The organism is Enterococcus sp. AZ196 (genome assembly GCF_050498845.1).
Lineage (GTDB): Bacteria > Bacillota > Bacilli > Lactobacillales > Enterococcaceae > Enterococcus_A > Enterococcus_A murrayae.
The window spans coordinates 3,411,145-3,425,472 of record NZ_JBIPAM010000001.1; the positions used below are offsets into that span (position 1 = coordinate 3,411,145).

Consider the following 14,328-nt stretch of genomic DNA (forward strand, 5'->3'; position numbering starts at 1 on the left):
CGGGAGGAGAGAAAATGTTTGATAATTATTTTGAGTTAGATTCGTTGCTCTCGTTACTTAAAAAGGCAGGTTTTTGGTCGGGATTTGATGAAAAAGCCGTTGGTGGATTGAATGGCTTGTTAAACTTATTGTTTGGCATTGGAAAATTAATCGTTCAAGCAGGAAATACTTTGATTGATAAGGTGTATTCTGTTGATGTTTTAAATAAATATATTGATTCGGCTTTCTCGTCTGGAAAAAATGTATGGGATACCGTATTTAGTACCTTTGGAGTTGTCTTTCTGACACTCCTTTTTGTTTATGGCATTCGAGATTTTATGAAGGTTGGGCTGCATAAAATGTATTTACGCTTATTGACGTTTTCGGTCTTAGCAATCCTAGCCATTGGCTTCTTCTCACAAGGCAGTCAAATTTTGAAAGAAGTCAATACTATTTCTAGTAATGCTCAAAATACCTTAGTGACAAAAATGTCTCCCAATTATAGCAGTGGTGGAGAAAAGATTGCTAAGGATCTGGGATTAAAGCAGCCTTCAGAGCCAACTAAGAAGGTAGAAAATATGATGTACTACAAATTTGTGATGGAGCCATTTGCCTTAATGAATTTTGGTAAGACGAGTATTTCTGCGAGTCAGTACAAGGACTATTCTGCTGGTAAGGGGAAGTTTAACGATAAGAGGGACGACGAGATAAAGAATAAAGTAAATGCAGAAGCAAAGAAGAATGCGTATCTAACTGGAAAGAAGCTAGGGGATAAATATGCAGTTTTACTCAATACGGGGATTGATTATTTGATCGTTGCGGGTATCGTTTTACTAATCTCTGTTTTGAATTTTTTGACTCAGATCTTTATTTTAGCCATGGTTCTGATTGCGCCGATTTGGTTAGTGCTAGCCCTGTTGCCGGACAACGAGCATGTTTTAGCCAATGGAATGAAGTTGTTGTTCGGTGCTTTTGGTGTGAAGATCGCTCTAGGCGTTGGGTTTGGTTTTACCTTTATGATCTTAGGATGGATTGATTCCGCATTTGCGTTATCAAGTGTGATTGAGGTTATGGCTAGTTTGATCGTAAAGGTCATTTTAACGCTATTAGTAGTGAAAAACTTTGCCTCTTTTCGTCGATTACTGATGCATGGCGAACTGGACAATGGACTTAAACGAGGGATTCAAGAAACGGCTTGGCAGAATTTTTTGCCTAATTTTAACTCGTCAATACCATCACTATCAACAGCTGAATTTTCCCCTGACGGGGAATTTGATTCTGCCTTTAAAACGGTATCACCGACGAATGATCTCTATGGGGAGAATGTTCAACTAACTTCCGCCCTAGAGGGATCAGAGACGCCAAATTTTGGAGAAAACTTGTTAAAAAAAGCTGGATATATGAATGAACGAGGACTAGTTAAGAGTGCCAAAGACAAAGCCTCGGATGCTTTTCATCACTATTATGACGATAGCCTTGCGGAAAACGCCATCACTGAAACAGGGCAGTTGATCGGAAATCCAGTAGATTATATGAAAGGAAAAGCAGCTCCTTACATGGATGCTTTCCAAGAAGGGCAATTCAATGCTCTGGAACGAGAAGTGGTTGCTTCTGATTTTCATACCCGCGACTATGCACATGAGAGACAGGATACAGAAGAAATACGATATGCTTTAGAGGAAGAGAAGAATGAGAAAAAGATCACCGTTTCTCCAAGAAATGATGATGCATATATTCAACGATTTTACACGGAACTTGCACAGTTACGAGGCGAATCCTTTATGACCTATCAAGATGAATTGACTCGGAAGTATGAAAATAATTGGCCTGTTCAGAGGGGAAATAGAAATGATCAATTAACTAGTGAAAACGAGAACGGTTCATCGGAACCAAAGCTTGATCCTGTATCGACAGACCAAGTACCTCAAGAACTTGAAGAAGCGACTGGCGGTGATGAAGAATGAAACGATGGCTAAAATGGAGTGGAGTCGTAACGATTATTGTATCGTTAGGGCTCCTTTTTTCTTTGGTTGGCACATTTGGCGGTTCAGCACCAACGGGTGCGTGTGGAAATGATCCTAATATTCCAGCAATTGATAGTAAAACGATGGAAGATAATGCGGATCAGGTCTATAGCCATGTTAAAAAGTCATTTCCAGAAGCGACAGTAGAGGGACTTTCTGGCATGATTGGAAACTTCCAGCAAGAATCGCAGGTGAGTCCCAAGTCAATCGAGCGTTCAGATGATCCTTTGTCGGGACATGGTTTGGCACAATGGACATCGGGACGTGCGACAGCATTAATAAACTTTGCCAAGCAAAAAGGTAAAGAATGGTCGGCATTGGATCTACAAATCGAATACTTGATTAGTGAATTGAAAGGTTCCGAAAAGGGATCCGTTAGTGTACTAAAAGAAACCGATGTTCATCAAGCAACTCTTGACTGGCAAACAAAGTTTGAACGTGCAGGAGTGCCAGCGATTCAAAATCGATTGAAATATGCAGATCAATGGTATGCGCGATTTGGCTCACATGATCCGGGCAGTTCTTCAGCAATCGGTAATGCATCGGATGGGGACAGTGAAGTATTAGAGTGTGATTCAGGAGAAAGTGGCGACATAGTGAAAACGGCAAAAAGCTTGATGGGCTACTTTCATTATTCACAACCTAAGCGAACGCAATTTGGGACTGTAGAAAAGCCGGATAAAGAGGGCTTCACGGATTGTTCAAGCTTTGTTTGGTTGGTTTTAACAAAAGCTGGGTACAAAACACCAAGCAATGTGGGGTGGTTTACTGGCTCTATGACACTAGATGCTCGAGATACAAAGCAATGGTTAAAGGCAGTTCCTGAAGGTGAAGCTAGGGCTGGCGATATAGTGATTGTCAATCAAGGAGCCGGTGCAGGTGATAACGGACACACAGGTATACTAGCGGAAAAGTGGCATGGTAAAGAGACGGAGATTATTCAAGAAGGTGGCAATGGAGATCGAGTGAATATCGATGCCTTCGGCACGTCGTTTATGAGTCTAATTGAGGGTGGCGATATTTGTTTGGCCCGTCCAATCAAGAAATAGGAGGAAAGGTACAATGAAGATAAAAATGGTGCTGCTATGTGGGATGTTGTGTGTTCTTTTGCTTGCTTTAGGTTTTGCTTACCATAAGCAAGCAAACCAACTAGAAAACCAGAGAACCGTTGTACAAGTAACTAAAAAGGCAAATAGACAGTTGAAAAAACAAATAGTTCAGCAACAGGTGGACTTTAATAAAATTCGAAGGAAACTTGTAAAAAAAGAAGCGACCCAACGTAATGATCCAACGAATGATGTGTATCAAACTTACCAAATAGCTACTGAAAAGGTATTTAACGGACTGTTTACCTTTAATCCATCAAATTATAAAGAACGACAACGATTCATTGGTTCGTATTTATCTGATCAGTTGAATGAACGTTATTTTGGAAAGAAGGGTTACTATGGTGATGCCAATCAAACAACATCAAAGGTACTGTCGCTTCATATCTATAATCGCACGATTCAAAATGATTCGCTGGATGGTGTTGTCGTTGTTACCTATCAAAGTAAGATCAACGACAATGATTTTAGAAAAGCAACGGAACTTTTTGAGGTGTCTTTTAATGTGGAAAGTAATAAGCTCCAGTCCATTCAAAGCTTAGGAAATCCACTCAAGGGTGAATTGCTTGAATAAGAAGTTCATCATTGTTATAAGCACTATTATTCTTTCTGTAGTTTTTCTATCCACAGGCCTAATGAAGAAGGACGAGAATGATCGCAGGGCAGTTTCAAATGAAGAATTAAAAGGAAAAATCGTTGTCTTTTATCGAGAGGATTGTTCCGTATGCCAGAGCGTTTATCCACGATTATGGCTGCACCAAAAGATAGTGAATGATTCTGTCTTTGTAAATATGAATCAGAAGAAGAACCGTCAATTTATTAAGAAATATCGGTTAACGAAAGTACCCACAGTTATCCACAACGAAACTCATATTGGAAAATGAAGGTGGAAAAGTTGAAAAAATGTGTGTTAGCAGTGATATTAGCGCTAGGTTTTATAGGTTTAGGTGCTTGTGGCTCAAAACCAGATAAAGGAACACAAGAGGTTATTGACAAAATTGTAGACTATCAAACAGAGGTTGCTAATACAGGATTTGATGATATAAAAAAGAACCATAAATATACTGAAGATGATTTCAGTTTTAAAATTTCCTATGATAAGGCTCAAGATGTCTATTTGATTAATGCATGGATTCCTTATGAGAATAAAAAGGATGATCAGAATTGGAAATATTGTTTTACTTCTGAAAAAGAATTGATAATATACGATTATGATTCTGACTATACGGATCATTTAAAAGAGGGAGTATTTAAGTTGGTTTATCGATCTGGAAAATTTGATAAGTAAAAAGTGAAAAGCTCTATACAACTCTTTTGAATAAAGAGAGAGTTGTATAGAGCTTTTTATCATATATGGGAATCATTATTGTGGAATCAATTAACAAGGCACAGTTTGACTATCCTTTTACGTACTTAAGGCATTGAATACTAATTTTTCAAAAAAACTGTAACCTCATAAAATTGGACTCAGAGGAGATCGTCTATTTCAATATGTCAGAAATGTATTGTGAATTATTGATGCAATGAAAGTAGTAGACATAGTAGGGTGGAAATATTTTCCATATCAATTAAAATTAACAGTCACATCGTTTCAATTGCTTGTTTTTTAGAGAGTTATTTTAAGCACTTTACTAATTTTAATCATGCATCTCGAGATATGACGAAGTAAAGAAAGTAATTAGGAAATTGAGTATGAAGACTTAAGAACTTGAACGTCGGAATAAACTTTAAACAAAATTAATTGAAATACTAGGAAGAGTCTCAAAAAATACTACTGAGCAAATTTGGAGACGTTGGCTACATAAACAGATGCTAAATATGAAGTTGCAAAGTTGTCACATTATGTTGCAACACAACAAAAGTATATGACTTAGTTGAAAAAAACTATACTAAATGATGTTCTATATTAAATTACCAAGAGACTTTCATGGCTTTTTGTCATTCTCTCTGGGAGCTTTGTATAAGTACCACCTTTTACGAATTGGCTAGGATCGTGTATCTTATACTTACTACAATTTCAACATGCTCTAACTGCGCTGTTTATTGGAACGACATCATGCGCTTGTCTACCATAAAAAAAGAATGGCTAGTAGAGTTCACCAAGCGCTCAAAAATATTGAGAAATTTCTTTCTTAAAAAGTCGTACGGAAGTTGCTGCTTGACGAAGATCTTGTCGATTATTATGAGGACGTAAAAATTAGTTAGAGCACTGGGACAAAAACGAGACAGAATTGGTGAACACGATGTTAGATGGTGGAATCGCTACCCTTCAAAGCCAACAAGGCCCAATTGTTCATTCCGATCGTGGCGTTAATTATCGGTGGTCAGGTTGGATTGATTGAATGGGTCAAACTTGTCGCACTCCATGTCAAAAAAGGTTGGTAACCAGATAATTCAGCATGCGAATTTTTTTGACACTTAAAAGATGAAAATAGTTATAAGAAAAAACGACTAATTGATCCATTCTATTATTTTAGTAAAACATGCTGTAAGTCCTGTAGCGACAAGTAACCAGCCAATTATTGATTTGTGTTTTAGTTTTGATTTTTTTAATAAAAGAAGTCCAATCAATATGAGAAGAATGCCAATAGCAAGGTTGATTACAAAAATATTTTGGGGGCTATCAACTTGTAAAAAAGGAATTCCTAAATCATTCATCTCTTTAAGTTCTTTATCTGTCATAGCTACCTCCTAATTTTACCTATATGATTACATCTCTTCTGGATTGCATAAATAAAGTGATAACAGTGGAAAAGAACCCAACAATCCCAAAAGGTATTGTAAATGACAGCTGACTAACAAGTGCATCAAATCCCATGCCAGAATTACTCGAAACAAGTAATAGAATAATCGAGGTAACCAAAGTTGCAACTGTTGAATAATTGATCATCCCTACTGTTAAAGGCAGTAGTCCGAAAAGAGCGACCATAATTGATGAGAAAACATAAACCAGAATATCTGTTGTACCAATGTCATATCTAATCATGGGTAGATTAATACTTAAACCCCAGAAAATACCATTTAAAAAAAACTGAGAAAAAACCATTGATGATGCGGAAAACAAAAAAATTAAAATTATTTTAGCGGTTAAAACTTTAGTAATTCTAACTGAAGTAGTAAAAAGAACCAAAATACTTTTGGATTTGTATTCTTCGATAATAACTTTTGAAATCCAAACCCCCTCCCAAATAATAAAGAAAGCCTTGACAAGTAGATCAATAAAAACAGGAGCACTATCATTAGTGATCGTATCAGAAGAAAAGAGAAAAGTTAGTAAGCCAATTGATAAAATCGATAGAAGAACGTATATTACCTGTTTATTAAATTTATTTTTTTTCCACTCTATATTTATTAAATTAATCATAAGGAACCTCCAAGAACTGATTGATAAAAGTAATTTTCAATATTACCACCTGTTTTATCCCTCATTATCTCTATTGTAGTTTCTTCGACCATACATCCTTCATTAATGATCCCAACCACTGAAGCAATCTTATCTATTTCACTAATGATATGGCTAGAAATTAAAATGCTTGTACCATGTTTTTGATTAATATCAAGTATTAATTCCCGAATTTCTTTTATTCCAATAGGATCAAGTCCATTAATCGGTTCATCAAGGATTAATAATTTTGGTTTTGATAGGAAAGCTCTAGCTAATCCTAATCTTTGCTTCATACCTAAAGAAAAGTCTCTAACTTTCTTTGTTGAAATATCAGCTGTGTTAAGTCCAACCATTTTTAAAACATTTGGAATATTTGATTTCAATTCTTTTCCGATGTAATCACAGTGGATTTCCAAATTATCTACAGCTGAGAGATTACAATAGAAAATCGGTGTCTCAATTATTGATCCAACGTTCCTAAAAACAGAATTGTCATTATTGATAGATGTCTCCTGTCCAAAAAATTTCACTTGTCCAGTATCCTTTTTCAAAATATTAAAAATTGTTTTCATGAGAGTTGTTTTACCAGCACCATTTTTTCCTAAAAGAGCATAGATTTCACCTTCACGAATGGATAAAGAAACACTGCTGAGCACTTGATTCTTATCAACGCTTTTACTTAAATTGGATATTTCCAGAACAGGACTTTGATTTTTCATTTTGAATTCCTCTTTCCTAAATTTGTCATGTACGAATGAGTTAAATGGTCTTAAAATATATTTATATATTTTCTACGTTGTTAACCTATTCGCTGCCCAAATGATAAGATAAATTACAGTACGTTTCTATACGTAAATCAAGCAGATAAGCTATTTTGCGTGATTTACGTATAGAATCTTAATAATAGAACGAGGTATTATAATATGGGAAATATCGTATTCAATTACTAAAGATTTTCTGTTGTAACAGAAAATACAGTCTGTAGCTACTCATATTGATGGTGCCATTTTTTATCTATCACAATCAGAGAAGAAATACTTGATGCAGATTAAGGAGGAATATAATGTGGAGTTCTAGAATAAGAAATGTGTTTAAGGGGCTAATTTTACTATCAATCGTCGGAATAGCAGGAGTTGTTGCAATAATCAACAACTTAGAGATATATCAAAATTTTTATGAGAATATAATTTTTAGTTTAATCTTTCTGGGCATCGCGTTGGTAACCTGTTTTAAAGCAGATAATACTAAAATAATTAATGTATTCATTGGATTAATGGTAATTCTTGCTCTCTTTTTCTTCGCCAATTCTGTAAAATCAGTTTTATTAGCAACAGTTTCACTAGTAATTTTTGCGGTTTTTCCATTAATACTCTTTTATTTATTCCTAAACTTCATTTATCCAAACTATAATGGTGAATTCTACCAGATGATAATTGGACTACAGATGATTTGTTTGTTTAATTTAGTGATTATCTTTAGTAATTACGATAATGTCTTTCTTTACTTCAGCACAATGCTTACATCCGTTGTGTTTTGTTTTATTGTATATATCAACAATATGAAAGCACAGATACCGATAAAAAAATTTCATATTTCACTTCTCTTCGTGAGTATTCTATTATCAGTAATACCTTTTGTAATCTCATCAATTATAAAAATAAAATCAGATCCTGTAAAAGAAAACATGACTTTTCCAAATTCATTTTATCTGTTTATAATTCTTCCGTTGTGTGTTGCATATGTTTTGATAAAACAGCACAGTATAAATTTTAAATACCGATATGATTTCAATTATCAAATACTCACAATAGGTATAACCATCTTGGTTACCGTAGGAGCTTCCAAACTTATATTTGGTTTTACAAATGGTCAATCATATTTAACAGGTTTGGTTGCGTTTGTAAGCATTTTGTTTTATATATTTTCCTTTTCCTTAATACAAAAAAGAAGGTTGGATGATTTTAATAAAGGTATCAACGAATCGAATTACAGTAAAGAATCGCTTGAAAGGCAAATCAATTTTGATTCTTTTGTCCGATTTCTTGATAAATATCTACAAGAAATTTTGTCATTAGATTATGATATTGATGCTTTTATGTTTCTATGGAAAGAGGGTTCATCTTTTATAAAAATCGGAAGCATTGATGGAATTGTGATCAACAAAGATTTTAGTTCACTCTCTACACCAGAAATAAGTAAAGTAGATGGAAAGAATATTGTTTCTGTTCCAATTGTTAAAGGGAACATCAAATTGGGTACACTATTACTTGATACGGATAGAGAGATTGATTTCATTTACAGTGAACGTTTCGTATTAATGATGGATATTCTTGTTGAGTTATTGACAAGCAGAATACTCTCAGAGCATTCTGGGAATTTTATTGTTCCTGAAACCATGTACGGAGCTTTTGTATCCAATATGGTAAATATGCATATTGAACAATCAAATAGAACTTATGCCGAGTTTGTTCATGATGAAATTTTACAACCCGTATTGGCGGTTAAGAATTATGCAAGTTTGATCGAAAATCAAGACGACCTAAAAAAAGTAATTCAAGGTAATTCAGAAATGCTAACATCAAAATTGAGAGAGCATATTTTTGAAAAGTTTCCAGTGAATATAACTGTTTTACCATTAAAAGAGAATTTACAAATTTTGAAAAATACACTACTAGAGTCAAATAAAGATTTCGATATAGATTTACATGTACAAGACGATTTTTATGTTGATGAGATAAAGAAAGTTACCATATATCGAATTGTAAGGGAACTACTTGTAAACTCGATTAAACATTCCAAAGGTAATCAGAGTACAGTCAGTATAACTCAAGACAAGCTTGGCATAGAAATTGTAGCAATGGATGATGGAGTAGGTATAGACAGTGAAAAAATGTATAGAGCGTTACATAAAAAGAGTAATGGGTTATTCAGTGTAAACGACAAAGTAAAATCTTTAGGTGGACATATCCATCTAGAAAATGCTAATGGGTTGATAATCACAGTAATGATTCCAAATTAATTTCTTGAGGTGAGAGAATGAAACTATTAATTGTAGATGATCATGACTTATTTGCGAACAGTTTGAAAGCAGTGTTAAAAAAAAACGATAGATTTGAAGTTGAAGTTTTGGTGTGCGACGGAACAAATTTTAATGACGTTCTCCAAAAAGATGATCTTTCAAGTATAGATATTATTCTTTTGGATATACATCTTGGAAAAAGAAATGGACTGTTACTCGGAGAACAAATCATGCAACAAAATCCAGATTCCAAAATTGTCTTCCTTTCGGGATACGATTTATTAGAGTTCAGAAATCAAGTTAAAAAAATCGGAGCAAGAGGTTTTTTCAATAAAAATATTTCAATTGATAAGTTGACTGATTCTTTAAACTTAGTCATGGAAGGAAAGTATCTCTTCAAAGATGAAAAAAAAGAAGAAAATGTTTTAACTAAAAGAGAGATAGAGGTTTTAAGGCTTCTTGCTGAAGGCTATCGGCAAAAAGAAGTTGCAGATATCTTGAATGTAAGTATCAGGACAGTTAGCCAGCATGTCTTTGTTATTACCAGAAAACTAGATGTAGACTCATCTATTGGTGCAATTGTTGCGGCATTGAAAAAGGGCATCTTGACTGTAATTCCAAAAGAGTAACTTAACTGTTCTTAATTAAAAGAATTATGTAGTGGTAAGGGTGTTAGAAATTTTAATTTATTATATGGATATGAATCAGATACACTATAATTTTTCTTTAGTGTGAAGGAATAGTATCTAAAGAGAATGGATTTGAGTCAATTTCTTGGACTTATTTTAGTAGAGACGGTTATGCCGTTTTTTCTTTTGCTAACTCTTCAAACTCCTGTGGAGTTAGATCGTGAATCGAGCTATGGATTCGATTTCGGTTATAAAATCCTTCGATGCTAAATAGCGATCGATTCGTTTCTTCAAAATTTGAGTAGCTAGTCGAGTAGACTTCCCCCTTTTTCAATGAGGCATGGAAAGATTTGATTCCAGCATTATCATAATGTGTTCCATTCCTACTATTAAGAATGCCTTATTTTATTGGTTTCAAGCCATTGTTCCACTTCTCTCGCTGTGAATTGGCTGCACAAGTCAGTGTGTAGAATCATTCCTGCTGGAATGTGATAATGTATTTTTGCTTTATTCAACTTTTGAATGACACAATCCACAGTCATTCGTTTTGAAAATGTATAGCTAATAATTTTTTTCGTGTGTAAATCCATGATTGAGGATAAGTAACACCAACCATTTTTCTTAGTAGGAATGCAAATAATGTAGGTTACCCATTTCTCACAGATCGTTTTAGTAGAAATGTTCTGGTTTAAGAGATCCTCTTTTGAAATAATCGGTTTATTGGACCTTTGAGGTCTATATTTTTTAACTACAATCGACCTTAAATTTAATTGTTTCATTAGCTTTTGGACATGTTTAAAGATACTGAAACACCTTCTTTTAATAAAACTTGATGGATCTTTGTGGTACCATAGCGTTGCTTATTCATAAAAAAGTGTTGAAATCTTCTTTTTAATTTATTGTTTCTGATTTCTGTAGCTGTCAACGGTTTGTTTTTATAAAAATAATAGACACTTCTAGGGATTTCTAATAACCGGCATAACAAAGAAACAGTGTAATCCTTACACCATTTTTTAATAAATTGAACAAGCGAAATTAGGTTTTCCGAGAGAATATAGCTGTGCTTTTTTTAAGATTTCAAGTTCCTCTTTCAAACGAGCATTTTATTTTCTCAGCTCAGCCACTTCTTTTCCAGTCAGTCCTGTGGACTGATTGGGTAAATATAAATTCTTCTATTTGCAAATCGTTGTTTAAGATAAGCCATATTCTTTCGCCAATCCTCGAACAGAACACCCAGTTTTATTCAGTTCAACAATTATCTGTTTAAAATTTTTTTATATCGAGCCATAAAAATCCATCCTTTCGTAGATAAGTTTAATTTATTCACGTCTCTACGAAAAGCTGTCTAAGATTTGATACTAACACCAAGAATGTTATGAAGATCAGAAAACTCAGAAATATTATGGATTCTTATTCGGGGACTTTCAAGGATATCTTAGATATCAGTACAATTTTCAGAAATCTATTGGATAATGTAATAGAGGCAGCTGAAAAGTAACGGAGTTGAAAAATATATTTTTATAGAGATAAAGGTGCAGCAACGTGCTCAAATAATTGCTATAGTAATAAAAAAGTCCAATTATAGGAACATTTGAAGAATCATTAAAAACGTTGAAATTAGATAAGACATTTCATGGCCACGGTCTGAAACATGTTCGAACGTCCTTTAAAAGGTATGGTGATTATTTAGATATGGTTCTGGAAGGATCAAAATTTTCTGCAACTGCGGTACTACCACTCTTCATAGTAGATAATGATTACGGATTTCTCTAAAAGTATTCGTGTTAGATATTCTATTGTTCATGAAACATTTGGGGTTTTCTTCTTAAAAGAATATTTCACGAACGCAACACAATCGGATTCTGTTGCGTTCGTGAAATAGTAAGTAGCAGCATACACCTCAATGTATGCTGTCAGACTGTAGACAAAGTCCATTTTATGTATGCTGTCTACAGTCTTTTCTTTTATAATAGATTTATGAAATCGAATACAAGGAGTGATAGTTATGATGTCTAAAAACAATACGAACGGTAGAAATCAATTTGCGATGCTCACGATTGATGATCTGGTTCCTCAAGATCACCTCGTTCGAAAGATTGATGCCGCGATTGATTTTGACTTTATTTATCCAATCGTCGAAGCCACTTACTCCGATTTAGGTCGACCAAGTATCGATCCAGTCATTCTGATCAAATTGGTGTTTATCCAGTATTTATTCGGCATCCGTTCCATGCGCCAAACCATTAAGGAAGTCGATACCAATGTCGCTTACCGCTGGTTTTTAGGCTATTCCTTCGAGGAGAAAATCCCCCATTTCTCAACTTTTGGAAAGAATTATGTCCGCCGATTTAGAGAAACGACGTTGTTTGAGGATATCTTTGCCTATATTTTAGAACAAGCAGTTAAAGCAGGTTTCGTAACAGAGGATAATTTGTATCTGGATTCTACTCACATCAAAGCCAACGCCAATAAACATAAGTTTACGAAGGAAATGACCCATGATGAAGCGAAAACCTATCAAGATGAATTAGAAGATGAGATCAATCGTCAACGAATAGAGGCCGGAAAACGCCCTTTTACTTTGGACTTAGAAAAGGAAGTGAAGCTGAAAGAAAGAAAAATAAGTAAGGCCGATCCGGAAAGTGGCTACTACGTCAAAGGTGAACGAGAAAAACAATTTGCTTATTCTGCCCATACTTCATGCGACGACAACGGATTTGTTCTCAGCACCATCATAACTCCTGGAAATATTCATGACAGTCAAGTCGCCTTTCAACTCGTCAAACAATCGAAGAGGCTTTTTCCTGAAATCAATTGTGTTGTCGCTGATGCCGGGTATAAGACACCTAAGTTTGTTCACTTTTTGACTCATTTGAACCTTCGACCTTGTTTGCCTTATTCAAGGCCCAAAGGGAAAAAGGGACTATTATCAAAAAACGAGTTTCTCTATGACGAGTATTATGATTGTTACATTTGTCCGCAGGATCAAATGCTCGCTTTTTCAACAGTCACTCGAGACGGATATCGTGAATACAAATCCAATCCAAAAGAGTGTGTGCACTGCCCTCTGCTAAACCAATGTACCAAAAGGAAAAATCATCAACGAGTCATCACGAGACATGTTTGGGGAGACTTAATGGATGAAGCGGAACATCTTCGTCTAACGGATCGGAATAAATCGATTTATAAAAAACGAAAACAAACGATTGAACGAATATTTGCGGATGCAAAAGAGAAGCATGGGATGCGTTGAACCAAGTATCGAGGCTTGGAAAAAGTCGCGACGCATACGATGCTGGTGTTTGCTGCAATGAATTTAAAGAAATTAGCCACATGGCTATGGAAAGGCAAGGAGCCTTTATTTTTTTGTCCTGAATTTCGAAAGAAATCAGATAAAAAGACGTCCCAAACTCAAATTTCGAGTTTGGAACGTCTTTTGTCTACAGTCTGGCAGCATACACCTCAATGTATGCTGTTTTTCTTTTTAATTCGAAACTTTCCTATACCTAGATCACTTTGGTATTAACGTATTTTAACAATAAATATATGTTTAGAATATAAAAATTATCGAAAAACGAAAATAAAATGTTGACTTACGAAAAATAGAGTGTATACTTAGGTTCAGATAAAGGATTTGGAGGAAAGAAAAATGAAAAATAAACATTTGTTTGTGTTGTTACAAGGGTTGTTTACTATTGGTACTGGAATCTTGTCTGTAGGGTTTGTTGCTGTATGTGGGTTTGGTGCTGGGATGAATTTGCTGGATTTGGAAAAGATTGCTGCTCAGTCAACGATTGATGTTCAGGGTGCTGAAAATTTAGAGGCATTAAAGGCAGCAAGTTCGCCTCTAATGATCCTATCAGTTCTGCTAGTTTTAGCAATCTTGATTGGTATCTCTCGTTTATCGAGTTTGATTTTTAAGAAGTTGAAACAGAATGAAATTTTTGTTGTCGAAAACGTAGAAAAGATGAAGTGTATTGCATTATTAGCAGGTAGTCTTTCGATCCTATCTTCGCTACCAACATTGTTGATGAATCACTCAGGAATCGGAAGTGGCTATATGTTTGATCTTGGGTATCTAATTGTTGCATTATTACTACTCTCTTTTGCAAAAGTGTGGGATCGTGCAAACGAGCTAGTTTAAGCAGATAAAAGTAAAACGAAAAAAGTCTATTCAAAATGGAGG

Annotated in this window: 14 protein-coding genes and 1 pseudogene; 10 read left to right on the forward strand and 5 right to left on the reverse strand. The window is 34.8% G+C overall.

What is annotated here, in order from left to right:
* Window positions 1–14: 14 nt before the first annotated feature.
* From IGI67_RS16400 to IGI67_RS16425, 6 genes are all read left to right on the forward strand, one after another.
* Entirely contained in the window at window positions 15–1,943 is a 1,929-nt protein-coding gene (locus tag IGI67_RS16400) for a CD3337/EF1877 family mobilome membrane protein (RefSeq protein ID WP_429957980.1), read from the forward strand.
* The gene (locus IGI67_RS16405) at window positions 1,940–3,052 is read left to right on the forward strand and encodes a phage tail tip lysozyme (RefSeq protein ID WP_429957981.1); all 1,113 of its coding nucleotides are present in this window, start codon (window positions 1,940–1,942) and stop codon (window positions 3,050–3,052) included. Before IGI67_RS16400 ends, IGI67_RS16405 begins: the two co-directional genes overlap by 4 nt.
* Window positions 3,053–3,065: 13 nt before the next feature.
* The gene (locus tag IGI67_RS16410; protein ID WP_429957982.1) at window positions 3,066–3,683 is read left to right on the forward strand and encodes a hypothetical protein; all 618 of its coding nucleotides are present in this window, start codon (window positions 3,066–3,068) and stop codon (window positions 3,681–3,683) included.
* Window positions 3,676–3,993, forward strand: a complete 318-nt coding sequence (locus tag IGI67_RS16415) for a thioredoxin domain-containing protein (protein WP_429957983.1) — start codon at window positions 3,676–3,678, stop codon at window positions 3,991–3,993. The genes IGI67_RS16410 and IGI67_RS16415 overlap by 8 nt, the downstream gene beginning before the upstream one ends.
* A gap of 2 nt (window positions 3,994–3,995) precedes the next feature.
* Complete coding sequence (locus IGI67_RS16420) at window positions 3,996–4,397, forward strand: hypothetical protein (RefSeq protein WP_429957984.1); 402 nt, start codon at window positions 3,996–3,998, stop codon at window positions 4,395–4,397.
* Between the two features lie 962 nt (window positions 4,398–5,359).
* A complete protein-coding gene (locus IGI67_RS16425) occupies window positions 5,360–5,494 on the forward strand; it encodes a hypothetical protein (protein WP_429958407.1) in 135 nt (44 codons plus the stop codon).
* 66 nt (window positions 5,495–5,560) lie between these two features.
* On the opposite strand, the gene IGI67_RS16430 is transcribed toward IGI67_RS16425, so the two are convergent.
* The 3 genes from IGI67_RS16430 to IGI67_RS16440 are packed head-to-tail and all read right to left on the reverse strand — an operon-like array spanning window position 5,561 to window position 7,213.
* On the reverse strand, window positions 5,561–5,791 hold the full coding sequence (locus IGI67_RS16430; protein ID WP_429958408.1) for a hypothetical protein: 231 nt from the start codon (window positions 5,789–5,791) through the stop codon (window positions 5,561–5,563).
* A gap of 19 nt (window positions 5,792–5,810) precedes the next feature.
* The gene (locus IGI67_RS16435; RefSeq protein ID WP_429958409.1) at window positions 5,811–6,473 is read right to left on the reverse strand and encodes a hypothetical protein; all 663 of its coding nucleotides are present in this window, start codon (window positions 6,471–6,473) and stop codon (window positions 5,811–5,813) included.
* Window positions 6,470–7,213, reverse strand: coding sequence for an ATP-binding cassette domain-containing protein (locus tag IGI67_RS16440; RefSeq protein ID WP_429958410.1), 744 nt, complete (start codon window positions 7,211–7,213; stop codon window positions 6,470–6,472). The genes IGI67_RS16435 and IGI67_RS16440 overlap by 4 nt, the downstream gene beginning before the upstream one ends.
* Window positions 7,214–7,557: 344 nt before the next feature.
* Between IGI67_RS16440 and IGI67_RS16445 the strand changes: the two genes are divergently transcribed.
* Entirely contained in the window at window positions 7,558–9,513 is a 1,956-nt protein-coding gene (locus IGI67_RS16445) for a sensor histidine kinase (protein WP_429958411.1), read from the forward strand.
* A 17-nt stretch (window positions 9,514–9,530) separates the two neighbouring features.
* Window positions 9,531–10,142, forward strand: a complete 612-nt coding sequence (locus IGI67_RS16450) for a response regulator (RefSeq protein WP_429958412.1) — start codon at window positions 9,531–9,533, stop codon at window positions 10,140–10,142.
* 169 nt (window positions 10,143–10,311) lie between these two features.
* Here IGI67_RS16450 and IGI67_RS16455 read toward each other — a convergent pair whose 3' ends face one another.
* Window positions 10,312–10,476, reverse strand: a complete 165-nt coding sequence (locus tag IGI67_RS16455) for an IS3 family transposase (RefSeq protein WP_429958413.1) — start codon at window positions 10,474–10,476, stop codon at window positions 10,312–10,314.
* A 55-nt stretch (window positions 10,477–10,531) separates the two neighbouring features.
* Window positions 10,532–10,921, reverse strand: coding sequence for a DDE-type integrase/transposase/recombinase (locus IGI67_RS16460; protein ID WP_429958414.1), 390 nt, complete (start codon window positions 10,919–10,921; stop codon window positions 10,532–10,534).
* A 1,226-nt stretch (window positions 10,922–12,147) separates the two neighbouring features.
* Here IGI67_RS16460 and IGI67_RS16465 point away from each other — a divergent pair.
* Together IGI67_RS16465 and IGI67_RS16470 are read left to right on the forward strand one after the other, a co-directional pair.
* A pseudogene (locus tag IGI67_RS16465) lies at window positions 12,148–13,668 on the forward strand (IS1182 family transposase).
* Window positions 13,669–13,791: 123 nt separating this feature from the next.
* The gene (locus IGI67_RS16470; RefSeq protein ID WP_429958415.1) at window positions 13,792–14,286 is read left to right on the forward strand and encodes a hypothetical protein; all 495 of its coding nucleotides are present in this window, start codon (window positions 13,792–13,794) and stop codon (window positions 14,284–14,286) included.
* The last annotated feature ends 42 nt before the right edge of the window (window positions 14,287–14,328 follow it).

What these genes read in the sequence shown, in the direction of transcription:
- IGI67_RS16430 (WP_429958408.1), bottom strand. Translation starts at nt 5,791, where the DNA reads ATGACAGATAAAGAACTTAAAGAGATGAATGATTTAGGAATTCCTTTT.
- IGI67_RS16400 (WP_429957980.1), top strand. Translation starts at nt 15, where the DNA reads ATGTTTGATAATTATTTTGAGTTAGATTCGTTGCTCTCGTTACTTAAA.
- IGI67_RS16435 (WP_429958409.1), bottom strand. Translation starts at nt 6,473, where the DNA reads ATGATTAATTTAATAAATATAGAGTGGAAAAAAAATAAATTTAATAAA.
- IGI67_RS16425 (WP_429958407.1), top strand. Translation starts at nt 5,360, where the DNA reads ATGGTGGAATCGCTACCCTTCAAAGCCAACAAGGCCCAATTGTTCATT.
- IGI67_RS16450 (WP_429958412.1), top strand. Translation starts at nt 9,531, where the DNA reads ATGAAACTATTAATTGTAGATGATCATGACTTATTTGCGAACAGTTTG.
- IGI67_RS16410 (WP_429957982.1), top strand. Translation starts at nt 3,066, where the DNA reads ATGAAGATAAAAATGGTGCTGCTATGTGGGATGTTGTGTGTTCTTTTG.
- IGI67_RS16470 (WP_429958415.1), top strand. Translation starts at nt 13,792, where the DNA reads ATGAAAAATAAACATTTGTTTGTGTTGTTACAAGGGTTGTTTACTATT.
- IGI67_RS16460 (WP_429958414.1), bottom strand. Translation starts at nt 10,921, where the DNA reads ATGAAACAATTAAATTTAAGGTCGATTGTAGTTAAAAAATATAGACCT.
- IGI67_RS16440 (WP_429958410.1), bottom strand. Translation starts at nt 7,213, where the DNA reads ATGAAAAATCAAAGTCCTGTTCTGGAAATATCCAATTTAAGTAAAAGC.
- IGI67_RS16405 (WP_429957981.1), top strand. Translation starts at nt 1,940, where the DNA reads ATGAAACGATGGCTAAAATGGAGTGGAGTCGTAACGATTATTGTATCG.
- IGI67_RS16445 (WP_429958411.1), top strand. Translation starts at nt 7,558, where the DNA reads ATGTGGAGTTCTAGAATAAGAAATGTGTTTAAGGGGCTAATTTTACTA.